This window comes from Bacillus sp. 7884-1 (assembly GCF_002272245.1).
Lineage (GTDB): Bacteria > Bacillota > Bacilli > Bacillales > Cytobacillaceae > Neobacillus.
In genome coordinates this window covers 21975-45261 of record NZ_NPDD01000007.1, presented here as the reverse complement: position 1 = coordinate 45261, position 23287 = coordinate 21975, and the positions used below count along the sequence as shown (strand labels likewise).

Annotated in this window: 19 protein-coding genes and 2 riboswitches; of the genes, 7 read left to right on the top strand and 12 right to left on the bottom strand. The window is 38.8% G+C overall.

Translation table 11 applies throughout. From position 1 onward, the window contains the following. Window positions 1–532 precede the first annotated feature (532 nt). A complete protein-coding gene (locus CHI06_RS00765; protein ID WP_095246506.1) occupies window positions 533–2677 on the top strand; it encodes an ABC transporter permease subunit in 2145 nt (714 codons plus the stop codon). 132 nt (window positions 2678–2809) lie between these two features. On the opposite strand, the gene CHI06_RS00760 is transcribed toward CHI06_RS00765, so the two are convergent. Next, entirely contained in the window at window positions 2810–4030 is a 1221-nt protein-coding gene (locus CHI06_RS00760; protein WP_095246505.1) for a helix-turn-helix domain-containing protein, read from the bottom strand. Between the two features lie 184 nt (window positions 4031–4214). Here CHI06_RS00760 and CHI06_RS00755 point away from each other — a divergent pair, with 184 nt between their 5' ends. Continuing rightward, the gene (locus CHI06_RS00755) at window positions 4215–5510 is read left to right on the top strand and encodes an MFS transporter (protein ID WP_095246504.1); all 1296 of its coding nucleotides are present in this window, start codon (window positions 4215–4217) and stop codon (window positions 5508–5510) included. Between the two features lie 47 nt (window positions 5511–5557). Here CHI06_RS00755 and CHI06_RS00750 read toward each other — a convergent pair whose 3' ends face one another. Beyond that, entirely contained in the window at window positions 5558–6019 is a 462-nt protein-coding gene (locus tag CHI06_RS00750; RefSeq protein ID WP_095246503.1) for a CBO0543 family protein, read from the bottom strand. A 236-nt stretch (window positions 6020–6255) separates the two neighbouring features. Between CHI06_RS00750 and CHI06_RS00745 the strand changes: the two genes are divergently transcribed. The 5 genes from CHI06_RS00745 to CHI06_RS00725 all read left to right on the top strand — a co-directional run bounded on the left by CHI06_RS00745 (window position 6256) and on the right by CHI06_RS00725 (window position 10798). Further along, window positions 6256–6450: a hypothetical protein gene (locus CHI06_RS00745; protein WP_095246502.1), complete on the top strand. Its 195-nt coding sequence runs from the start codon at window positions 6256–6258 to the stop codon at window positions 6448–6450. A 222-nt stretch (window positions 6451–6672) separates the two neighbouring features. Continuing rightward, window positions 6673–6771: riboswitch (SAM riboswitch) on the top strand. Between the two features lie 73 nt (window positions 6772–6844). Further along, a riboswitch (SAM riboswitch) is annotated at window positions 6845–6948 on the top strand. A gap of 89 nt (window positions 6949–7037) precedes the next feature. Next, a complete protein-coding gene (locus CHI06_RS00740; protein ID WP_095246501.1) occupies window positions 7038–8069 on the top strand; it encodes a methionine ABC transporter ATP-binding protein in 1032 nt (343 codons plus the stop codon). Then, on the top strand, window positions 8059–8709 hold the full coding sequence (locus tag CHI06_RS00735) for a methionine ABC transporter permease (protein ID WP_045518363.1): 651 nt from the start codon (window positions 8059–8061) through the stop codon (window positions 8707–8709). The genes CHI06_RS00740 and CHI06_RS00735 overlap by 11 nt, the downstream gene beginning before the upstream one ends. A 17-nt stretch (window positions 8710–8726) precedes the next feature. Then, the gene (locus tag CHI06_RS00730; protein ID WP_095246500.1) at window positions 8727–9557 is read left to right on the top strand and encodes a MetQ/NlpA family ABC transporter substrate-binding protein; all 831 of its coding nucleotides are present in this window, start codon (window positions 8727–8729) and stop codon (window positions 9555–9557) included. Between the two features lie 26 nt (window positions 9558–9583). Beyond that, window positions 9584–10798, top strand: a complete 1215-nt coding sequence (locus CHI06_RS00725; RefSeq protein ID WP_095246510.1) for a M20 family metallopeptidase — start codon at window positions 9584–9586, stop codon at window positions 10796–10798. Between the two features lie 63 nt (window positions 10799–10861). Here CHI06_RS00725 and CHI06_RS00720 read toward each other — a convergent pair whose 3' ends face one another. The 10 genes from CHI06_RS00720 to CHI06_RS00675 form a co-directional block, all read right to left on the bottom strand. Next, a complete protein-coding gene (locus CHI06_RS00720; RefSeq protein WP_095246499.1) occupies window positions 10862–11692 on the bottom strand; it encodes a carbohydrate ABC transporter permease in 831 nt (276 codons plus the stop codon). After that, on the bottom strand, window positions 11692–12609 hold the full coding sequence (locus CHI06_RS00715; protein WP_206021434.1) for a carbohydrate ABC transporter permease: 918 nt from the start codon (window positions 12607–12609) through the stop codon (window positions 11692–11694). Before CHI06_RS00715 ends, CHI06_RS00720 begins: the two co-directional genes overlap by 1 nt. 86 nt (window positions 12610–12695) lie before the next feature. Continuing rightward, on the bottom strand, window positions 12696–13991 hold the full coding sequence (locus CHI06_RS00710; RefSeq protein WP_095246497.1) for an ABC transporter substrate-binding protein: 1296 nt from the start codon (window positions 13989–13991) through the stop codon (window positions 12696–12698). 46 nt (window positions 13992–14037) lie between these two features. Then, window positions 14038–15603, bottom strand: a complete 1566-nt coding sequence (gcvPB, locus tag CHI06_RS00705; protein WP_095246496.1) for an aminomethyl-transferring glycine dehydrogenase subunit GcvPB — start codon at window positions 15601–15603, stop codon at window positions 14038–14040. A 29-nt stretch (window positions 15604–15632) separates the two neighbouring features. Further along, the gene (gene gcvPA, locus CHI06_RS00700; RefSeq protein ID WP_095246495.1) at window positions 15633–17018 is read right to left on the bottom strand and encodes an aminomethyl-transferring glycine dehydrogenase subunit GcvPA; all 1386 of its coding nucleotides are present in this window, start codon (window positions 17016–17018) and stop codon (window positions 15633–15635) included. A 59-nt stretch (window positions 17019–17077) separates the two neighbouring features. Then, the gene (locus CHI06_RS00695) at window positions 17078–17857 is read right to left on the bottom strand and encodes an SDR family NAD(P)-dependent oxidoreductase (protein WP_095246494.1); all 780 of its coding nucleotides are present in this window, start codon (window positions 17855–17857) and stop codon (window positions 17078–17080) included. A 66-nt stretch (window positions 17858–17923) separates the two neighbouring features. Beyond that, entirely contained in the window at window positions 17924–19189 is a 1266-nt protein-coding gene (locus tag CHI06_RS00690) for an ABC transporter substrate-binding protein (RefSeq protein ID WP_095246493.1), read from the bottom strand. 80 nt (window positions 19190–19269) lie between these two features. Beyond that, window positions 19270–20475 (bottom strand): response regulator transcription factor, encoded by a 1206-nt coding sequence (locus CHI06_RS00685; protein WP_179292498.1) that lies wholly within the window; start codon window positions 20473–20475, stop codon window positions 19270–19272. 5 nt (window positions 20476–20480) lie between these two features. Continuing rightward, window positions 20481–22175, bottom strand: coding sequence for a sensor histidine kinase (locus tag CHI06_RS00680; RefSeq protein ID WP_257009121.1), 1695 nt, complete (start codon window positions 22173–22175; stop codon window positions 20481–20483). 72 nt (window positions 22176–22247) lie between these two features. Continuing rightward, window positions 22248–23246, bottom strand: a complete 999-nt coding sequence (locus CHI06_RS00675) for a LacI family DNA-binding transcriptional regulator (protein ID WP_095246491.1) — start codon at window positions 23244–23246, stop codon at window positions 22248–22250. Window positions 23247–23287: the final 41 nt, after the last annotated feature.

Here is a 23287-nt window from a genome sequence, read left to right as displayed (position 1 = left end):
GGAGCACAAATCAACAGCCCAGTTTAACATAGCCTATTTTCAAGTTAAACACTATGAATTAAGTAGTTTATACTATTGTTGTTGTAAGCGGTTTCAAATATAATGAATGTACACAATCGAAAAAACAGTTGAAGGTAATCTACAACTATTATTAGGGAGTGGATTTCATGGACAAGCAGGGTAATTTCGCATATGGGCTAGTTTGGGGCACTTCTTTAAGTGTACCGCTATGGATCGCGTTTTTCGGTTGGATAAAATTAGTCATTCAATTACTTTTTTAATAGATACAAACTAAAATGCCCTTGCCTGCTACCTGCAGGCAAGGGCATTTTCTAATACCCGTTAAAAAACAAATTTTTTACCTTTTAATGTAACTAATTAAACTCCACTTCCGTCCAAATCCCAAAGGTTGAAATAGTTGGAAATATATTTGGTTGAAAAGGGGGAATATTTCGAATATAATTTTATTTACGTGACACTACAACTATTATGCGAATGTAGTAATTTAGAGGAGAAAACGGGGTGAGAGAAGTTGAAGATTGTTAGATCAATTACATACTATATACTTGGAATACTATCGATCTTTTGTTTAAGTGTTTTTCCACAATATTTTTCCACTAGAGAAAATCCTGATGCTTCAGGTTATTTTGAGCAATTATTCTCTTTTGGCAAGGATCTGTTTAAACCAGAAACATGGATTTATAAATTCGAACGATCCATAGCTGGCGGTGCCCCAATGATGGATATTATAGGGCCGGCATTTATTTATTCCATGCAAATCCTCTTAGGAGCTCTTTTAGCAGGATTCAGCATCGCACTTCTTCTCGCTTTAGGGTCAGCCTTTTTACCTAAAGTAGTTCTTAGCCCGGTAAAAAGACTGCTTGATGTATTAGAGTCTGTTCCAGACTTAATCCTCGCTACGTTATTACAAGTATTATCTATCGTTATCTTTAAAACGTTTGGTGTGGATTTATTTCTGGTGGCCAGTTTTAAGGAAAAGGCTTATTTTGCCCCAATCGTCACCTTGGCCATCTTACCGCTTGTCTCCATGTTCAAGATTTTAATCCTTATGATTGAGGAAGAGTTTTTAAAGGTTTATGTTACCTTTGTAAAAAGTAAAGGGATTAACAAATTCAATATTTTAATCAGACATATCTTAAAAAATATCATGCCCCTTTCGTTTCATCACATCAAGATTATTATTTGGGGAACACTTTCAAGTCAATTTATTATTGAGCGGGTATTTAACGTTCATGGACTAACCTTCTACTTACTTGATAACTTCCAACCGATAACCATTTTTATTACGCTGGGTCTTATTTTTACACCCTTTTACTTTCTATTCCAGTTAGTAGATTTTTGGCTTAAAGAAGATCAGACGCTTTCTTTCGAAACGAGACGGAGTTCCTACCGGCACAAATGGTGGGTGGGAAATATGGCGGGAGGGGCAAAGAGGTTCTTTGAAAACATCCTTTTTTCTCTTCAATCTATTAACCTTAGAAAAATATCGCCATTCCGTCCATTTATCAATGTACTGTTTACCTTTGGGAGGCATATGAAAAATTGGAAGTTCGCGCTTGGAGCGTTATTTTTCATAATAACCATCAGTTACAGTATCATTTATTCGGTCACCACCGATAACCACGTCGACCAAGTAAGACTTTATTACGCGGAAGATGGTGTAACACTACTTGGTGCGGCTCCGCATGCACCTACAAAGCCGTTTTTCTTTGGTTCAGACAAATTAGGGTATAGCCTGTTTGATCAATTAGTGATTGGCGCGAAGTATACGTTGATTTTCGCCTTATTAATTGCCTTATTGCGTGTTCTTGGAGGGCTTTTGTTTGGGGTCATTTATGCTTTCCACCTAGGTCCACGTACCCAGCAATGGCTTGGAAAGCTAATTGATTCGATTCATTTTCTACCTTTAAGTTTGGTTGCGTACATCTTGTTGGCACCTATTTTAATGCCGGCGTTTACCGGTTTTAGCTATGAATTTACCTACACCTTTACACAACGGATTTTACTAGAAATGTTCATCTTAACCATCCTGGTTGTTCCGTTAACAAGTGTTTTATTAGGAAAGGAGATAAAGCGAGTTCTTGATTATGAATTTATTGCCAGTGCACGCGTTTTAGGCGGCAGCAGATTTCATCTGTTCTGGCATCATATTTTCCCGCATATTGGTCCCCGTTTGACGATTTTACTTGGGACTCAATTTATCCAAGTACTATTAATCTTTATTCATTTAGGGATATTTAAATTTTTCTTTGGCGGGACAAAACTTGACTTTGATCCGATGGGTGCAGACCCGCCAATGTCGATAACCCATGAATGGTCAGGGTTAATTGGTGAATTAGGAAGAACCATTATCGCTTCTGGCCGCTTCTGGTACTTGTGGATACTTGTTGCCTTCATGCTTGCGATCTTTGCGATGCAGCTGATTATCCAGGGAGTGAAGGAAGTTCAGCAGGTAAAAGTCGGAGTGTTATATAGACTTCCAAAAGCACGCAAGGTAAAGGTGAAACAGGCAAGTGAAGTTCCATCCTATCAAATTACCAAGAATAGCTTTAAAGTGATTGAAACCGTAGACAAGCGGAATGAACCTGAGGCTGAGCGGAAGATGGAGCGAAGGTTAAAACCAGAGTTTAAACGAGGGGTTGAACGTGGAATTTAGGTAATTGTCTTTTCATAATTGGATTGGTTACCACTTTTCTAATTTTTCTATGATTTCGGTCACCATGAGCCCTTCATGGTGACCACTTTTTCGATTTCCCTATGATTTCGGTCACCATGCGCCCTCTATTGTTCATTTTCCTTTGATTTTATTGTACGTTTCTATCGCAAATTCCTTGAAAGGTGTATTTGGAAGGGTTTCGAAATTCTTAACAGCCAGTTGAGCAGCCTGGAGCGCCTCCTCCATTTCTCCAAGTTCACAATGGCAAAGTGCTTTGTATGCATACCGAACATAAAAGAGTGATAAGTCGAACGGATGGTGCGTAGTAGACGGTGTCTCAACTTTTTCAATATAAAGAATCGCTTCTGTATATTCACCGAGGCCATAAAGGGCCTTTGCTTTTTCAATTACGTATAAAGATCCGACGACATCCTTCAACTTTGGGTCTTCCAAATAACGATCAATCATCTCCAACGCCTTGGAATAATCATGTTTTTCAGTATTTAGAGTCATAATAACAATATAGTCGTGAATGAGGATGGAAAGTAAATCATCTGCGAAATCACCGTATTGCTTTAGCTTTCGTAAATACAATTCTTGCTTTTCTTTGTCGTTTCTCATCGTAGCCTGTCCTGCTCCAAGTCTGTATAAATCATCCGTGCGATAAAAAATTTTATGCTTTTTTGAAAAATCAAACGCCTTTTCCATCGTAAGTGTGGCAGCACGATCATCTCCAACAGCAAAGTGTAATACCGCTTCAGTATAGTCAAGGTCAACAGTAGTCATTGGATCCATATAGACATGATTGGATTCAATATTCGCACGTTCCTTTACCAAGATTTCTAAAGCACTTTGATAATCATGCTGAACGAATTTCACCATTGTACGAAAAATCGCGATTTGGGCACGGTTAGCTGTTAAGTTCATCTTGTCATACAAGGCCGCTGCTTGACCTGAGAATTCCTCCCAGCCTAATAATTCTTCTTCATAAAGACTTCGGCTATAGAGATCTAACAAACGTGCCGATTCATAGCCTTGCGTAAGATTTTTTATAAAAGGTTCTATAAGAGTTATTAGTCGCTGATATTTCTCTGTTGCGGTTTCCCCTTTTTGATTATAGATCGTTTCTGCCTTTTCAAGCGTTTCTCTTAATTCCTGTGTACTGATTTCTTCTAATAAATCCGTTACCTCAACCCCTAGTCCCTCAGCAATGTAAACGAGGCTTTCCATAGACGGCTTCGCTTTATTGTTCTCGATGAGACTGAGCATCCCTTTCGTAAGCCCTTCCCCTGCCAGCGCTTCAAGTGTCAGCTTTTTTTGCTTTCTTATTTTCCGTATTCGGTCTCCTAGCATCGACTGAACAACCTCCTACTTTTGGATAGTTTAATTATATTAAACATTTCCTCAAATGGAAAGATGTAAACAAAATAGGCTTTGATTTTGTTTAATTAAATTAAACTTTTACTTGATTTGGTAAAAAATTCATGTTATGATTTGTTTAATTAAATTAAACTTTTTTTCGAAATGAGGAGATAGTATGAATAGCACGTCGATGCTGAAAAAAGCGACTTATCATCTCTGGACATTTACCATTAGCAAACTGATTTCGTCTTTTGGTTCGCAAGTATACTCATTTGCGATAAGTTTTTACATTTTACAAGCAACGGGGTCGGCAAAGAGTTTTGCATTAAACTTAATTTGTAATGTATTACCTCGTACAATTGCAGCACCATTCGCTGGCTATATCATCGATAAGTATCCGCGGAAGGCCATTGCAATTACCTCTCAGATTGTAACCACCATTGCCATCGGTGGATTATTAATTGTCAGTCTCACCTCTGGATTATCCTTAACCGCTATCTACATCACATCCTGTATACTGTCCCTTACATCCATGTTTTCAGGTGTGGCGTTTACGTCCTCGATCACCGGGCTTGTGGACGAAGCAAGGATCCAAAAAGCGATGTCCTTAAATCAGATGTCGATTTCATTTGCAGCCATCGCCTCCCCTGCTGTTGGAGGATTATTGTATGGAGTGATTTCCATGCCTATATTCCTCATTGTGTATATGGCAGCCTCTGGTGTTGCGATTGTTCTGGAATCAACCATGAATTTCACCCTATTTTCCAAAAAGGCCGAACCAGTTGAGGGTAAAAAGGAATCCATGTGGCAAGGGATGAAGGCGGGGATTTCATATTTAAAATTACAGCCGTTGCTGATGACTATTATCTGGATCGCCTTATTAGTGAATTTCTTTTTCAATGCTTATCAAGTTGGGTATTCCTATATCCTGATAGAAAAATTAAAGATGGCATCTCAGCATTTTGGTATTACTGAAGGTGCCTTTGCCGTTGGCATGCTGATCCTGTCCATCTATCTCTCGGTCCGAAAAGAAGTGAAATTTCCGCTGCTTGTAGCGAAAAGGGGAATTCTCATCATGGGGGCAATCATGGGAATTACAGCATTACCTTTACTAATTACAATGCAATATAACCTTATGTTTGGCTACTTTATCCTCCTTGAATTTGTTTTAGGAGCTTGCATTGTCTTCCTTAATACACCAACACAAGTGATGATGCAAAAACAAATCGCTGATGAATTTAAAGGCCGTGTATTTTCAATCGTCGAGACCTTTGCTATGGCATTATCGCCTTTAGGAATGATTATCTATGGATTTCTGTACGATGTCTTCCCTGCCCACTTGGTTTTGATCCTGTCATCGGGGTTATTACTGGCTGTCGTTTTGATTCTTGTAAGACCAGCAGTCATTCGAAAAGTACACCCGGAGCTTGCACTGGAAAAGACAGTAAAGAAAAGTGCAGAGGCATTTTAAACGAGGTAAATTTTCTATGTGACCGATTCCATTTTTATTTGTGTCGGTCACGTAGATTTTCTTATTAATCTCTTAACTATTCTTAAATGGGAAACCAGAATTAGAAAAATTAATGGATATAGGCAAGCCGAGTACCATAGCTTCCATCCTGTATAGTTAAAGAAGTGAGTTTTTTCTATGAGATACTCAATAATTACCGAGACTAATGACCATGCTAGGATATAAAGAGATTTGTTTTGATTGGTTCCATTTAAAGGATAATAGTTTAAAAACAATATACTAACAGGAATAAAGTATAGAAATTCTCCCACAAACCCTAGCCATTGAAACCCTTTTCCAAAATATCCATATAAGTGGTACTTAAAATTCAGGACCATATCGACATTGATTCCAAATACTAACGCAAAGAGATTGGTTGTATAAAGTTCGATACTGCTCAATCTTTTTGGGACAAGAAGAGCGATAACATCAAGGAAAATAAAGAAAATAAATACCACTAAGATCCACATGATAGTTCCCCTTCAATACAACGAATTAAATGTTATCCTATCCAACTTCGTCCTCAACTACTCACAAATGTTCCCATCATCTTTAAGATGGCACTTTACTCACAGTAATGGGGATGAGTTTTGTGAATAATATTCCAAATTCATAGTATCTTTGTCCTGATTAATTATACTAGTAAATATCTTGCCTCTCTGGTGAATACGATTAAGTAATCCCCAGAAAGGAGTGAGCTATACCGATGAGTGTACTAAACCACAGTCCATTTTTGTATTTAGCCTGTATTATTGCTGGTTTTGCCTTATTAAGAGTACCGTTAACTGGAATTCTTGCACCGCTGAGTCCATTCGTAATCCTTATTGGTGTTCTAGCTATCCTTTTATTCTCTTTTGTATTAATCATCCAAGGGGTACTTTGTTTAGTTAAAAGAAGGTAGATGAATTTAGATTCTAGAAGAGAGCGAGTTTACCGCTCTCTTTTTCTATTTATGGAGGCTGCGATAAAAAAATTTATTTTTTCTCCAAAACGCCTATAAGTAGGAATTGGAAGCGTTTTACATTCCTGTTGTTAAATATTATGTTAATAAAAGTATTTGACAATTCAATTTTCCTACAGTAAATTAATTAACAAGTTCAAAAAATGAATAAAGTAAAAATACTTCTTATCAAGAGAGGTTGAGGGACTGGCCCTATGACACCTCGGCAGCGGAATTCTGATTCTGTGCCAAATCCAGCAAGTGTGACTTGATAGATAAGAAGAGGACCTATGATTATTTCAATTCGCCCTCTTCTTTTACAAGAAGAGGTTTTTTATTTTTAACTGAATAATATTTCTTATCCAGAGAGGTTGAGGGACTGGCCCTATGACACCTCGGCAGCGGAACCCAATGGGGACTGTGCCAAATCCAGCAAGCAGCAGGCTTGGGAGATAAGAAGAGTTTTTTTGCTATTGCTTTGCATCGGCATGCCCTCTTCTTATTCTCAAGAAGAGGGTTTTTTATTTAGTAAAAAAGGAGAGATACACATGATCGAATTTCAGAATCTTAAAAAGGTTTATGAAAGTGGCGGGCAGCAGGTTGCCGCGTTGAACGGAATTGATTTGAAGATTAATAAGGGAGAGATTTTCGGAGTGATTGGGTTTAGCGGTGCTGGGAAAAGTTCGCTTATCCGCTGTGTAAACTTACTAGAGCGTCCGACCTCAGGCAGTGTAATCGTCGATGGCCATGACCTCACTTCCATGTCCGTCAAAAAAGTACGTGAGATTAAGAAAAATATTGGGATGGTTTTTCAACACTTTAATCTATTAAACTCAAAAACGGTATTTGCCAACGTGGCAATGCCCCTTACGCTAGCCAAAGTTCCTAAGGATGCGGTCAAAAAAAGGGTGCAAGAGCTACTAGAATTTGTCGGATTAGCCGACAAAGCGGACTATTATCCTGACCAGCTTTCAGGCGGACAAAAGCAGCGTGTTGGCATTGCCAGAGCATTGGCCACACAGCCTTCCATTCTACTGTGCGACGAGGCAACCTCTGCTCTCGACCCACAGACAACCAGCTCGATTTTACAGCTGTTGAAAAAAATCAATAACGAATACAACATCACAATTCTAATCATCACGCACGAGATGGCAGTAATTAGAGAAATATGTGACCGGGTGGCCGTTATCGAAGCAGGAAAAATTATTGAAGAAGGAACAGTGTTTGACGTCTTCTCAGCACCAAAAACACAGACAGCCAAAAATTTTGTTAGCACAGTCATGAATGACCAGCTGCCTGATTCTATTAAAGAAATCATTCAAAAGCATGATGGAATGCAGAGGATTTTCCGAATTAATTTTGTTGGCAGCACCGCGGGACAGCCGTTATTATCACAACTAGCTAAACAGTTTGATATTCATATTAATGTCTTGTTCGGCAATATTACCGAGCTTCAAGGAACTCCTTTTGGAAACCTCATTGTTGAGTTCCAGGGATCTGACAAAGAAGTCATCCGCGCGTTAACGTATATCAACCAGAAGAATATCAGCATAAAGGAAGTGGTAGCACATGCTAGTTAATTCAGAGCAAATCATTTCTGCCTTAATCGAGACCATCCAAATGGTCGCCTTCTCGCTCTTGTTCTCAACCATCCTTGGTCTGCCGTTGGGAATATTGTTAGTCGTAACACGGAAAGGTCATCTGCTTCAGAATTTGCCGTTCTTTACCGTCTTGAATGGGATCATTAACATTTTCCGATCCGTACCGTTCATTATTTTATTAGTAGCCATGATTCCGGTCACAAGATTAATTGTCGGTACATCGATTGGTACGGCCGCGGCAGTTGTCCCTCTGGTATTCTATGCCGGTCCCTATATTGCAAGATTGATAGAAAATTCTTTGCTAGAAGTAGATCCAGGTGTAATTGAAGCAGCAGAGGCAATGGGCGCAACCCCAGGACAAATTATTTTCAAATTTCTTATTCCTGAAGCACTAAGTTCACTTGTTTTAGCTCTTACGATTGCCACCATCGGTCTAGTTGGAGCATCGGCAATGGCTGGCGCAGTCGGCGGCGGCGGGATTGGAGATTTAGCCATTACATATGGTTACCAGCGTTTTGATACAGTCACGATGATGATTACAGTAGCAATTCTGATTGTAATGGTTCAAGGCCTGCAGTCATTAGGAAATATAGCAGCAAAAAAAATTAGAAGAAGATAACCTAGGAGGAAAATAACATGAAAAAACTATTACTATCCATCATTATTATTACATTGGCGATCATTAGTGCAGCCTGTTCTGAAAAAACATCCGAGGGTAAAGAATCAACTACCGTTAAGCTTGGTGTTAGCGGAACCGATACACGTATTTGGGATTTTGTAGCGAAAAAAGCAGAAAAAGAGGGAATCAATATCGAAATCGTTTCATTCTCCGATTACGTTGCTCCCAACACAGCTCTTGCAGAAGGCGAAATAGATGTTAATGCATTCCAAACTGTCGCGTATTTTGATGTATTTATTAAAGAACACAAATTAGACTTAGTGCCAATCGCGACTACTGTCCTTGCTCCAATGGGAATTTACTCTGAGAAATACAAAGATGTTAAAGACATTCCAGATGGTGCAAAAATTGCGCTTCCGAACGATGCATCCAATCAAGGCCGTGCCTTATTACTTCTTCAAGAAGCTGGGCTCATCGAATTACCAGAAGATTTTGATCCAAATGGCGATCTTACGCAAATCAAAGCTAACCCTAAAAACATTGAATTTGTTCCAGTTGTACCAGCGCAAACACCAAGAGCATTGCCAGACGTAGCCGCTTCTGTAATCAATAACGGAATTGCTGGTGATGCAGGTCTTAGCCCATTAGATGATGCGATTTTCCATGAAAGCGAAACAGCTACTCCTTACCTGAATATTATTGCGGTCCAAGCAAAAGACAAAGACAACAAAACATACAAGAGATTAGTAGAGCTTTACCAATCTGAAGATACAGCTAAATTTATTGAAAAAGAGTACAAGGGCAACATGATTCCAACATTCGTACCACTTAGCAATATAGGTTGGTAGATCTTTAAAAAAGGAGGAGAAGAATGATGACAAGTCTAGTTAAGTTATTTGCAGCGTTAAAAGAAACCATTGTTGAAAATGTGGAAAACAATAACGAGCTTTACCTTTCAACCAGCCATAGAATTCATGAAAACCCTGAAATCGGCAACGAGGAATTTTTTGCATCTTCCCTGCTAACAGACATTCTTTTAAAAGAAGGATTTGAGGTTGAAAAGGGTGTTGCAGGACATGAAACATCATTTGTAGCTCGTAAAAAATCAGATAAACCAGGTCCCTCTATTGCATTTCTAGCTGAATATGACGCCCTTCCTGGTTTGGGACATGCATGCGGCCATAATATTATTGGTATTACTAGCGTGGCTGCAGCGATTGCAGTGAGCAAGATTTTAGCAGAAACAGGCGGAGAAGCAGTTGTTTTCGGTACTCCTGCCGAAGAAGGCGGTCCAAACGGCAGCGCAAAAGGCAGCTTTGTTAAGCATGGACTAGTGAACGGGATTGACGCCGCACTTATGATCCACCCGAATAGTGAGACACGTCTAACCAGTTCATCTCTAGCAGTCGATCCGCTGGACTTCGAGTTTATCGGAAAGCCGGCACATGCTGCCGCTTCCCCTCATGAAGGAATTAATGCATTAGATGCGGTGATTCAGCTGTTTAATGGAATCAACGCGTTAAGACAGCAACTTAAAGACGATGTGCGCATTCATGGAATCATCACACATGGCGGGGATGCACCGAACATTATCCCTGAATATGCAAAAGCTAGATTTTTCATCCGTGCATCTACAAGGGCTGGTTTGAACGAAGTTACACAACGAGTAAAAGCTGTTGCAGAAGGTGCGGCATTAGCCACAGGGGCAAAGTTGAACGTCATTGCCTTCCAAAATGAAGTCGATAACCTTCTATTAAATAGCAGTTATGATGCAGTATTTAAGGAAGTTGTAGAAGAATTAGGTGAAACCGTGGTTGATTCTGGTGACAAAGGCATCGGCTCAACAGATGCAGGGAACATCAGCCAGGTTGTCCCTACGATTCATCCCTATATTAAAATTGGTGCAAGCGACCTTATTCCGCATACGGTACCATTTAGAGAAGCAGCAGCCTCCCCTAAAGGAGACCAAGCTCTAATCACGGGTGCTAAAGCACTCGCACTAACCGCGTTAAAACTGATTACGGACAAGGATACATTAGCCCAAATCAAAGCAGAATTCAAAGAAAAAAAAGCGGCAGAATCCAAATAATAAAACGCCCAGCGACATAAACTTGTCGCTGGGCGCTTGTGTTCTAATTCCTTAACTCCCCTGTTATTCTTTAACCGCTCCACCTAAAATCCCAGAAATAAAATGCTTTTGCAGCAATAGGAAAAAGATCATAATTGGGACCGTAGATAAGGTAGTTCCTAACATTAACTGTCCATAATCAATACGCGCCATTCCGATTAAACTGGATAACGCAACAGGCAAAGTAAACATTTCTTTCGAATTTAAGGTAATAAGCGGCCAGAGTAAGCTATTCCATTGTGACATAAAAAGAAAAATAGCAACGGCAGCCATTGCAGGCCTTGTTACAGGTAAAATAACCGTGAAGAATATTTTTAATTCCCCTGCCCCATCCACTCTGGATGCCTCAATAATCGAGTCTGGAACCGACTTCATATTCTGCCTCATTAAATAAATCGCAAAAGGAGAAGCCAGCGTCGGTAAAATAATCGCTTGATACGTATTTAACCAATTAAAGGTAACCATCATTTCAAACAATGGAATCAATGTCACCTGAGAAGGAATCATTAATGTGCATAAAATAATGAAAAAGAACAAGTTCTTACCCTTAAATTTAAATTTTGCAAATGCGTAGCCGGCCATTGAACTAATGAGTGTGCTAATCAATGTATAAACGAGAGCAATAAAGAGTGAATTCCAAAATATTTTGGCAAAACCTAATGATTCATTCAGAGATTGAAAGTTCTTTGCTAAGTAATCCCCTGGAAGAAGTTTAGGAGGTAAACGAAAAATCTCTCCTGACGGCAGGGTAGAACCGACAAGCATCCAATAAAATGGAGCAATCGATAAGACCACACCAGCGATTAATAAACAATAAATCCCTATTTTCGAGGATATTTTCTTAGAATGTATCATTATTCATCACCTACCAATTTCATCTGAACCCATGAAATGATTGCTGTGATTATGACAAGAACATAAGCAATCGCTGATGCATAACCAAAGTCAAAGAATTTAAAGCCTGCTTCATATAAATAAAGTGTAATTGTCATCGTGGCATTATTTGGTCCCCCTTGTGTCAAAATAAACGGCTCATCAAATAGCTGAAGGGTACCAATGGTTGACATGACAACTGTAAAAATAAATACAGGTTTCAATTGGGGAATCGTTATCATAAAAAATTGCTTTACTTTACTTGCCCCATCAATACTTGCTGCTTCATATAATTCAGATGGAATATTTTGCAAACCAGCTAAAAAAATCACCATATTATATCCTGTCCATCTCCAAGTCATAACAAGGATGACAGAGACCTTCGCCCAAAATGGAGTTGTTAACCATGGGATGGCTTCCACACCGACGAATGATAATAAATAGTTGACGAGACCGAAATGCTCATCTAATAGGATCATAAAAACAATCGACGCTGCAACAAGCGCTGTGATTGCAGGCATAAAGTAAGAGATTCGAAAAAACGCCTTTCCTTTTAACATAGATGAGTGGAGCCCCACTGCAATCAGTAAAGAGAGAAAGAGCATGATTGGAACTTGGACAATCAATATTTGAAAGGTATTTAAAAGAGATTTATAGAAAACGGGATCTTGGAATAATCGAGAGTAATTGGCAAAACCCACAAATGATTTCTCCAGCCCACGTACCTCTTGAAAGCTTAAGATAAATGAAAAAATTACGGGATAAACGGTAAAAATCAAAATTAGCAGCACTGCTGGCGCGATAAAAACATATGGAACATTTTTAGGAGTTAATAAACTTTTTCTCTCTTTGACTCGAAAGTTTGTTTTCGTATTTACAACCTTTTCTGTTTGCTCCAACCGAGCCACCATCCTTACTTCTTAGGATTTTAGAATAAGAGAGCTGAGAAATTTTGGAACACTCAGCCCTCTAACTTTCTAAAAATCTATTTTTTTATTTCATTTTTTAATTGTTCCTCTGCATCTTTTAATCCAGATTCAACCGACTTGTTTTCAAGTAAAATAGCTGCTTGTGCATGACTCGTAAGACTGGTTGCTTTTGCAAAGTTTTCGTTTACGTTAATTTGTGGCACTTGATCAACAATATCAGCAAACTTTTTGAAAATGGGACTATTATTAAAGTACTCGCTATTAGAAGTAAATATTGGATTGCTATACGTTTCCTTTAAGGATGGAAAAAGCCCATATTTTTCAAAACCTAACAGTTGGGATTCTTGATCTGTTGTAAAGAATTCTACAAAGGCATAGGCAGCAGATTGATTTTTACTTGATGAAGGGATCAACACGGATGATCCTCCTACGTTCGCATATCTTGAACCGCCTGCTTCAAAGCCTGGCAGATAAAATACATCCCATTTCCCTTTTAAATCTGGTGCTTGGTCCATGATAGTACCAGCATACCAGACACCATAAGGAACGGTGGCAACACTTCCATTTACTGTTGCGGTTACAATACCATCCCAACCTTTATTGTTTAGGATTAAATCCTCTTCATGAAGCCTATTGATTACTTCCATGGCTTGAATTGCTTCCTTCGATTGCAAGGTGATTTTCTCTTCCTTATCAAAATATGAAAGTCCTTGCTGCTGCATCATCATTTGAAAGACACCATCATAGTTGGGAATGTCAATTGGTAATAGCTGTGCACCAGTAGCTTCTTTAATCTTCTTCCCTGCTGCAATGTAGTCATCCCATGTTTGGATGGAATTTGGATCAATATTGGCCTTTTCAAAGAAATCTACTCGATAGAACATTCCTGCTGGACCAATGTCCCATGGAGCTGCGATGATATCTCCGTCTTTATTCTGAACAGCGGCAACCTTAGCTGGATTGAATGAATCTTTATATTGGTCATATCCAAGCTTGCCCAAATTTACAAATCCTTCAGGAAATTGGTGCAGATATCCAGGAATTCGTTCATCCTCCATTAACACAACATCTGGTAATCCTGAACCTCTTGCTGCCAGACCCACTGTCACCTTATCGTATAAATCGGAGCTATTAAAATCCTCTACCGTAACGATTACATCAGGATATTTTTTCTGAAATCCCTCAACTGCCGCTTCCATAGTTGCTGCGGCAACATCCCATCCCCATACGGTGATCGTCCCTGCTGGATTTTTTGAATCTCCCGTTTTATCTTCATTCCCCGCTGTATTATTGGAACACGCGGATAGCATTAACAAAATCATTACTAGCATAATCGACATGTACTTTTTCATTTTTTGGCCCCCTATTTTTGTAAAAAATGCTGTACTTACTATTTAACTAGTTTATATGCTTCTGTTTTTTTAAATAAGTTCTCCAGGTGATGCACCACTTCTCTGGATGATCCAAATAATCTTGCTCGTCCATTTTGTGTATTGTACTATTATGCGGGGCACTTTTGACGATTTCGGGGTTTTCATATGCTTCCTTGGATATTTGCTCTAGTGCATAGATATATTCATCTAAATCCTCTTTTGAATAAGACTCTGTCGGCTCAAGGGTAAATGGTTGTTTCACGATATAAGGATGGTGACTAGTCCAGTAATGGAGGCCAAAATCAGTCATTCTTAACTGAATATCCTCTGTTGTTACCCCGGTTTCCTTTGTTAACTGCTCCCAGCTATAACGGACCTGCTCAAGGCGATGTCCTTTGACATATGGCGCACCCGCCCCGCGAATTGCTAAAACCTTGTGATACATATAGTTATTATTTAACACGGCAGTTTTGGCTACTTCCTTAAGGCCGCCAGCTCCAAGTGCACGAATCCAGGCATAGGCACGCAATACCGTTTGAGCTACACCATGGAAAGAGCGAACCTTACCAATTGAATGCTCTAAATCGTGTTGGAGTGAAAATTTGCCCTCATGATACTCAACAATTGGTGCCGGTAAGAACTCTTTCAATGCTGATGTCACCCCAAGTGCTCCAGTAGCCGGTCCGCCGCACATATGCGGGGCAGCAAAGGTTTTGTGAAGATTAAAGAAACACATATCAAAGCCTGCTTCTTTTGCTCTTGTGATTCCTAAGAGGCCATTCGCATTCGCCTGATCGTAAAAGCAAAGTCCGCCTGCCTGGTGAACAATATCTGTAAACTCTTTTATTTTTGGATTAAAGATGCCTGTATCTTCAGGGTTTGCCACAACAAAGCCTGCCGTTCTCTCCGAAACTGCGGCTTTTAATTTTTCAATATCAGGAAAGCCATTCTCATCTGGGTGCAGGGTAATAATTTTATAGCCTTTTACAGCTGCCGTTGCCGCCTGCGATGGGTGAGAGAAAATCGTCGTAATGATTTCATCCCGCTGATCCCCTTCGCCTTTTTGTTCATGGTATTTTCTTACGATTGATGCCATCGCAAACAGTGCTTGCGTTCCACTGCTTGGCTGGAAGGAGAAATAATCCATCCCAGAAATTTCTCTCATACATAAGTCCAGCTTGTAGAAAATCTCAAGCATTCCTTGAACGGTATCTTCATTCTGTAATGGATGAAGCTCCATCATTTTCGGATCACGAATTAATAATTCGTTTATTCTTGGAATGTACTTCATCGTACAGGTTCCCTGTCCAATTTCCACATTAAAATCCGAACCAAGGGTTTCTTGCGAAAGTCTTAGATAATGTCTTAATACCCGTGCTTGACCAATTTCAGGGAGATTGGGCTTCCTCTTTCTCTGCATCGCTGCTGGAATAGCCGATGTTCCATCTCCTACAGCTGATGCAATTTCCTTGTTTACTGGCGGCAGATCCACGCCCTTTTCCCCTGGCTGATGGAGTTCAAAAATAATCGGTTCATTCCATTTTGCTTGGTGAAAATCCCGTGTCTTGCTTGTTCGTTGAATCCTTTTCATGTCTGAATGCTCCTCTCTTCTTTCGATTATTACGCTAAAATATCCTTAATGGCTTGAACTAAATGGTCAATATCTTCTTTCGTATGAACCTCTGTTACACAAAATAATGCAGATTGACCAAACTCAGGGAACTCAAGTGAGAGGTCCTTTCCTCCAAAAATCTTCTTTTCTATCAGTCTTTGATTAATTTGTTCAACCGAATAGCCTGTTTTATTAAAATCGACGATAAACTCTTTAAAAAATGATGAATGTAAACGTGAACCTGTTACAGCAGCAATTTTATTCAATTCTTGAGCAGCATACTGGCTATTTTGCATAATGGTTTGGCCTACTTCCTGCATACCATTTGGGCCAAGTAAGGCTAAATAGACTCCAGCTGTGATGCCCCATAATGCTGTCTGCGTTCCAACGGATTCTTTTCCATTTTCCCTTTGAGCAAATGAGGTCCGTTCATATGCCACATCACCAAAGCCGTATTCTCCTTCTTTCACCGTAGGGACAATACCAAACAATCGGGATGGATACTCACTGACAACTTTCACATCATTATGTGAGGCAATGAAGCCTGCCTGCCCGCCGCTGTAATTCATATGCATACCAAGGGGCTGCAGGTCTCCACATACAATATCAGCCCCATAATGACTTGGTGGTGCCAGTACACCAAGGGAGATAGGGTCGACCCCAACTACCATCAGTGTTTTGTTTTCCTTTAATAGATTAGAAATCTCTTTTCCTTTAGCCTCAATAAATCCAAGGTAGGATGGATTTTCAAAATATAGGGCGGCAACTTCTTCTGTTAATTTTTCTTTTAAGTCTCCTAAGTCCATTGCCCCTGATTTCGTATCAAATTGAACTAATTCAAATTCTAATTCCGGAGTTCCGTAGTTGATGATAATTTTGCTCCGTTCTGGTGCAACGGTTTTGGCTAATAACACTTTTTTCCTCCCGGTAATACGGGCTGCCATTCTAATTGATGTAGCTGCCGCCTGCCCCCAATCAAAGGTTGGAACATTCACAACATCCATATCTACTAATTCAGCTAGTAAACTTTGATACTCATAAAGTGCCTGAAAACGTCCATGGTCCTCGTATGGTTCCCCTGCATAGGCTGTTAAAAATTCTGAACGCTGATTAATTTCATCACAAACTGCTGGGATAAAGTGCTGCCAGCAACCGGCTCCTAGGAAATTTAAATATTCCTTTGCACTTGTATTCTTATTTAGGATTCCTTCAATGTGGCGTCTAAGCTCGTACTCCGTTAATGCTGGCGGCAGTTTTAGATCTTCTTTAAGCTGCAGCTCCTCCGGGATGCCTGAGTATAATTCCATAATGGATTCAGCGCCAATCACCTTTAGCATCTCCGCTTGTACTTCTGGCACCATGTTCGGAATATAAGGGTGTACCTTTTGTGACATAAAAATTACCTCCTTGTAGGTTGAATAGTAAGTATTAAAATTCCCAATTTTGCAAAAAATTAAGCTAAACCGCCGCCATCAACAATTAAATCTGTACCTGTTACCCATTCTGACAAGTCACTTGCAAGGAATAAAACTCCTTTGGCAATATCCCTTGGCGTTCCAAGTCTTTCTAATGGTCTGCCTTTAGCGGAGGATACTAAAAAATCATCCTCTTTCAACTGTAATTGCTTGGCTTCATCCCGTAATAACGGAGTATCGGTATCGCCTGGACAAATACAGTTCACACGAATATTTTGCGGGCCATGATCAATTGCCATCGCCTTAGTTAAATTCACTACTCCAGCTTTGGCAGCACAATAAGCAGCTGCCTGATCTCCACCTTTTATTCCCCATCCAGAGCCGGTATTAATGATACTTCCACCGCCGCCGCTAGCCATAAGAGGAATTAAATATTTAGATAGGAGATAAATTCCTTTTAAGGAGACATCAATGACTAAATCCCAATCCGACTCTTCCAAATCAACAACCGTTTTTCTTCTAATCACACCCGCATTGTTAAAAAGGACATCGATGGTACCGTATTTTTCTTCGATATGATCTCTTACGGCGATACAATCGTTTCCATTACTTACATCACATTGTAAGAATTCCACCCTATATTCTTTCCTCTGTAATTCAGCTACGGCCTTTTGACCGTTTTCTTGATTAATATCTACCATAATCACCTTAGCACCAACTTCAGCTAAAAGTGTTACAGCAGCTAGTCCAATCCCTGATGCCCCTCCTGTTACAACACATACCTTATCCTCTAAACCGAAATAATCTTGAGTTATCATCTTAATACCTCCTGATAAAAGTTGATTTAATCTATAGTAGAAAATCGTTAAACCCTTTTTGGCTTTTTACTGCCCCATATATTTCTCTGAATCCAAAACGGATTTATTCAATAATTCTTTGGCATCCTGTTCCAGCATGATGGCATTTATTGCTGACGATAAATTTCGATTGATTTCATCCCAATTTTTAGTCAGTAGATACGCTGGTGTAGCATTTGATCGCTCTAGCATTTTGTAGAATGGTCCAATTAATGGGTCTTGATCTGTTTTCAACTCTTTCACCATGCTAATACGGACAGGTAAATCTGCTGTTCTCATCTTTATTGCTTCTGGGGAGGAGTAAAATTTCACAAATTCCCATGCTAGATCTTTGTTTTTTGAATCCTTCGCAATTGAAATTGCTGAAGAAGAAATAACACCTCTTACTTGTTTTCCTTTAAATGCAGGCATTTCTACTGTTCCAAAGTTTACCTTAGCTTTTTTAAACTCCTCCAATGGCCAAATTCCGCTTTCCCACATGGCAATCTTGCCTTCCTTAAAAACCTCTTCACCACTTTGTTGATTCTTACCGCCAACCAGCACTGCGCTTTTTCCCTTAACCATATCTGCAAACATTTCTATCGATTCAATGGTTTCTGGGCTATTCATATAGCTATCGATTTTCTTTCCATCCTCACTAATGAAGCTTGAGCCATTACTCCAGACAATGCCTTGGAGGTCATACGTATCTGGTTCTGGTCTTACTCCGAATCCATACTGATTGATAGCAGGATTAGATAATTGCTTTGCCACACTTTTAAAGTCATCCCATGTCCAGCCATCCTTTGGGTAGGGGACATGAGCAGCATCAAATAAATCCTTGTTATAATAAACCACCCTTGTTGTAAAACCGGCTGGCATACCATACAGTTTTCGATACATAGTCGAATAATTAAAGAGACCTTGGTAAAAATCATTCAAGTCGATAGTGGGATCTCTTTTAATAAAATTCTCAAGTGGTTCGAGTGATTGAAAATAGGCTGAAAAGTTCCACATATACATAACATCAGGAGGATTTTTCGCACCAAATGCTGCAGTCAATTTTTGGTCAAATTCATCCCCATATGCTTCCATCTGCACCTCTATAAATGGATGTTTTTCTTCAAATTTTGTAGCAATCGCCTCTTGTATTTTTAGTGCTTCTCCTGAATCCCAAGTTGCAAACCGAAGCACTATTTTTTCTTTACTCTCCTTCCTTGTTTGATCAGCCCTACTGTTTGATTGATTATCTGAGCAGGCAGCCATAACAAACACTAAAATGAGTGCCAGAAAACTCATCCTGAATTTCTCCATCACTAGTTCCTCTTTTTTCTTTCAATATAGTAGAAACCGCTTTCATTATAACTTGAATGAAAGCGGTCTAGAACTTACTATCATCTTATTCTTTTTGTACTATTGTTTGAATCCTTGTGAAATAATGAATCATAGGAAATTTGTTTGCTTTCATTCTGCTTTTTGTTCTGTCGATATTCCGATGGTGTTCTACCCATGCATTTTTTAAACCATTTGCTAAAATATTTTCCATCCTGAATGCCTATTTTTTCACCAATATCTTGTAAAGGAAGCGAAGTATTCTCCAGAAGTTCACACGCCGCTTTGACTTTTAGCTTTTCTATAAAGGTAATAAAGCTTTCTCCAACTGTCTTTTTAAACATGGTGCTAAAATGGCTTCGGCTTAAGCCCACTTCATTTGCAATATAGCTAGATGAAAAAGATTGATCTAAATCTTGGATCATGATTTGAACAGCCTTGCGAATGGGCAATGGCCACTCCTCCATCGAAACCTTAAATTGTTTTTCAAATTTGAACCTGCGAAAAAGATTTGTCACTCCATCCATCCATTCATTCATTCCTCGATTTGGGCCGTGATCCTTCCAACGAATAGAGGTTCCTATACTTCTTGCCTCAACTAGAAGATGTTCAAAATCTGCTTTTGACTTTTCTTGGATAAAAATAAAGGCTTGATCATGCCCGCAAGGAATCAAAGCCAATTGCGTTTCCCCATAAGACAGCTTCTTCTGAAAAAACTCGCTGCTATTTAGTCCGGTAATTAAATAAATATAATAAGGATTCTCCATCCAATTCCACTCATTAGAAAACAGCTCCCGTACTAGCTTAGGAAAAGAATTTTCAAAGTCACATAACCATTCATAGAATTCCTTTGCTAGATAGGATGAATCATAGGAATTTTGGATATTGGTATGATTAATTTCATTTTCAATGCGTGCAAGGTATTCTTCAAATTGTTGGTCTTCAAAGGCCGTTTTCAAAATATAACCAGAAGCACCAATATTCATCCCCTCCTGTGCAAAAGTGAAGTCTCGATGGCAGCTTAATAATAATATTTTGGTAGTTGGGGAAGTCTGTTTTATGTTTCTAGCAAGCTCAATTCCATTCATTTCAGGCATGACAATATCGGTTATGACTACCTCGGGGCAATGCTGTTGAAAGAGCTCCCAAGCTTTTTGTCCATTAGGTGCATCAGCAATTACCTCCATGCCAAATTTCTCCCAATCTACCGTTGCGATTAATCCTTTTCTAACAATGAGTTCATCATCTGCAATTAATACCTTTATCATCAACGTTATCTCCTTTTCGGCCATTTAATGCTAAAGATTGTTTTTACACCCACAACTGATTCGATTGATAAGCCGTACTCATTTCCAAAGTGAAGCCTTATTCGTTGGTCGACATTATAAACACCAATTCCCCTCCCATTTCCACCATGGTGATTCGGGTTAAGAAGCTTTTCAATGGATTCTTCATTCATTCCTTTGCCGTTATCAGCTAAGGTAAGTTCTAGATATTCAGGTTTAACGGTAACCACTAGTTCAATACTTCCTTCGCCATCTTCAAATGCATGGAAAAAGATATTTTCAAACAATGGCTGGAGTGTCATCCTAGGGATTAAATAGTCCAAGCATTCCGAATGAATATTCTCTATATATTCAAATGTTTGGCCATAACGTATCTCTTGAACCTTCAAATAATGTTTGATCGTCTGTAGTTCCTTTTTTAACGGAATTAACTCATCAGCAAAATTTAAATTTTCATGCAGGACCTCTGTTAAATGGTAGATCATCTCTTGAACTTCTTTTGCACCTAAGATCCTTGCCTTCCATTGGATCGAGTTTAAGGTGTTAAATAATAAATGAGGGTTTATTTGATAATGAAACGCCTTTAATTCTGCTTGTCTTTTTAAACGTTCTGTCATGCTAATTTTCTCGATTAATTCCTTAATTTGATTGGCCATAACATTAAAGCTTTGAGATAAAATTCCTAATTCATCATTAGAAGCAACGGTTATTTGTGTATCTAAGTTTCCTTCACTGACTCTCTTCATCGAGGAATTTAGACTTTTAATTCCCTTCGTAAGCGGAACAGAAAATAAGAAAGCGAGCACGGATACAAGGATGATTGAAAATAAAATAGCCGCTATCGTATAACGTAATATCACATTTGATGATTGATAATAATACACTTGAGGTATGCGAACATGGATATCCCATCCATAGGCATCAAAATGGTTGTTCCAGATAATATCTGTTGTCAATTCCTTCGGAGCATTTTTTGTCTTATAGACCACCTGGTTCTTACCATTTTTAAGAGTGATAGAAGCGTGGAGATCATTTTCTAGAAAACCAATATAAGAGAACAGCTCCTCCGCATTTGTTTCAACTAACAGTTTACTTCCCTTCAATACCCCAAAATCACTTTCAATTGGAAAAACAAGTCCGATAATTTTTTCATCTTTTTTTCCAGTGTAATAATGGTCAGTATTATAAAACCCTATCCAGAGATCTCCTTCTTTTAAGCTATTAATCTCTTTCCAAAATGGCTTTTGAAAGAGCTTATGTATATCCAAGCGAATATTTCCATAATAATAACCTGTATTGGTAATTAAATAGATTCCCTTTGTGTCATACGTTTTATGTGCCTCTATATATCTTTCAAAGTTTTTGATTTCAATAAATCCAGTATACGTTCTCGGGATTTCTTCCTGTAAGATCACCAAGGTTGGATCCGATAAATACTGATTAATATCTTTCGAAACAACATACATCTGCTCAAATATATTTTCGATTTGTTTATCAAGTTGAGAAACAGCAAATTGCTCATAATCATTAAATTGTTTATTCACAATTTCAGAGGACTTTCCATAAGATAGGAATCCAAATAACAGTAATGGAAACAGGGCAACAATGAGGAAAAACAGCACCATTTTTGTACGAATGCTTCGAAATGAAAGGTTTTTTATTTTAGTTGCAAGTATTTTCAAAGTTTTCTCCACCTTGTAAAGCAAAATGTGGAAATGAAAAAAAGAGGTGTGTCCCAGCACCCCAATTTAACTTTATTTCTTTTGAGGTGCTGAAGCACTTTCTCTTACAATTAACTTCGTATTGATCGTTATTTTTTTGCTGACTTCCCTTTTTGAGGAGAGCCTTTCAATCAGTAAGTCAACAGCTGTTTCACCCATGATTTCTGTATAAAGTTTAACCGTCGTTAAAGGCGGAACCATATATTGGGCTGTAGCGACATCATTAAAGCCAACAATGCTTAGTTCATCAGGAATTTTGACCCCTAGTTCATAAGCAGCTTTATAGCAGCCGACCGCAATCGTGTCATTCGCAACAAAAACAGCCGTCGGTTTAGGCTCAGATCCTAACATTTCTCTTAGATTGGTGTAACCATCCTTCGGATCATATCCGCCAATTTTCACTAATTCTTCTTTAAAAATATCTTTTTCTTTTAAATAATTTTCAAAAACATCCTGTCGTAAATCTTTAAATCGATTCCCATACATATCTGTTTCTACTCCACCAATAAAGCCAATATTTTCATGACCTAGTTCAGTTAAATAGTTTAGAGCATTTCTGGTGGCAGAATTGAAATCAATCACAACGGAATCATAATAAAACTCGTCTGGATTGGAATCAACAAAGACACAAGGTTTATGAAAACTTTTGATTTTTTCAATATCCTTTTTTTTGAAGGTCCCAAGGCATAAGATTCCATCAATTTTTTTAAGATTCTCCTCATTGCCTTCCTTGTCAATTCTGAAAAAGTCAATACCTTTACTTTTCAGCTTTTTTTCCAAGGCGACCCTTATCGACAAGTAATAGGTATCTATTAATTCTTCTTCGAGTGAGAAAGAATCGTATAACCCTATTCTCCATTTACTCTTTTGCTTCTTCTTCGGAATCACCACATAGGCTAACTCCTCAGCCGCTTCAAACACTCTTTTTCTCGTTTCCGGTGAAACATTTAATGTATCATCGTAATTTAATACTCTTGATACGGTAGTGATTGAAACATTAGCTAAGTTGGCTATATCTTTTATAGTGGCCATTATTTCTCCCTGCCTACTTGTTTTTTTATCTTGCTAATCCT

Excerpts from the sequence above, each read along its gene's own strand:
- CHI06_RS00760 (WP_095246505.1), bottom strand. The coding sequence starts at position 4,030 with ATGCTAGGAGACCGAATACGGAAAATAAGAAAGCAAAAAAAGCTGACA.
- CHI06_RS00755 (WP_095246504.1), top strand. The coding sequence starts at position 4,215 with ATGAATAGCACGTCGATGCTGAAAAAAGCGACTTATCATCTCTGGACA.
- CHI06_RS00750 (WP_095246503.1), bottom strand. The coding sequence starts at position 6,019 with ATGTGGATCTTAGTGGTATTTATTTTCTTTATTTTCCTTGATGTTATC.
- CHI06_RS00745 (WP_095246502.1), top strand. The coding sequence starts at position 6,256 with ATGAGTGTACTAAACCACAGTCCATTTTTGTATTTAGCCTGTATTATT.
- CHI06_RS00740 (WP_095246501.1), top strand. The coding sequence starts at position 7,038 with ATGATCGAATTTCAGAATCTTAAAAAGGTTTATGAAAGTGGCGGGCAG.
- CHI06_RS00735 (WP_045518363.1), top strand. The coding sequence starts at position 8,059 with ATGCTAGTTAATTCAGAGCAAATCATTTCTGCCTTAATCGAGACCATC.
- CHI06_RS00730 (WP_095246500.1), top strand. The coding sequence starts at position 8,727 with ATGAAAAAACTATTACTATCCATCATTATTATTACATTGGCGATCATT.
- CHI06_RS00725 (WP_095246510.1), top strand. The coding sequence starts at position 9,584 with ATGACAAGTCTAGTTAAGTTATTTGCAGCGTTAAAAGAAACCATTGTT.
- CHI06_RS00720 (WP_095246499.1), bottom strand. The coding sequence starts at position 11,692 with ATGATACATTCTAAGAAAATATCCTCGAAAATAGGGATTTATTGTTTA.
- CHI06_RS00710 (WP_095246497.1), bottom strand. The coding sequence starts at position 13,991 with ATGAAAAAGTACATGTCGATTATGCTAGTAATGATTTTGTTAATGCTA.
- gcvPB (WP_095246496.1), bottom strand. The coding sequence starts at position 15,603 with ATGAAAAGGATTCAACGAACAAGCAAGACACGGGATTTTCACCAAGCA.
- gcvPA (WP_095246495.1), bottom strand. The coding sequence starts at position 17,018 with ATGTCACAAAAGGTACACCCTTATATTCCGAACATGGTGCCAGAAGTA.
- CHI06_RS00695 (WP_095246494.1), bottom strand. The coding sequence starts at position 17,857 with ATGATAACTCAAGATTATTTCGGTTTAGAGGATAAGGTATGTGTTGTA.
- CHI06_RS00690 (WP_095246493.1), bottom strand. The coding sequence starts at position 19,189 with ATGGAGAAATTCAGGATGAGTTTTCTGGCACTCATTTTAGTGTTTGTT.
- CHI06_RS00685 (WP_179292498.1), bottom strand. The coding sequence starts at position 20,475 with ATGATAAAGGTATTAATTGCAGATGATGAACTCATTGTTAGAAAAGGA.
- CHI06_RS00675 (WP_095246491.1), bottom strand. The coding sequence starts at position 23,246 with ATGGCCACTATAAAAGATATAGCCAACTTAGCTAATGTTTCAATCACT.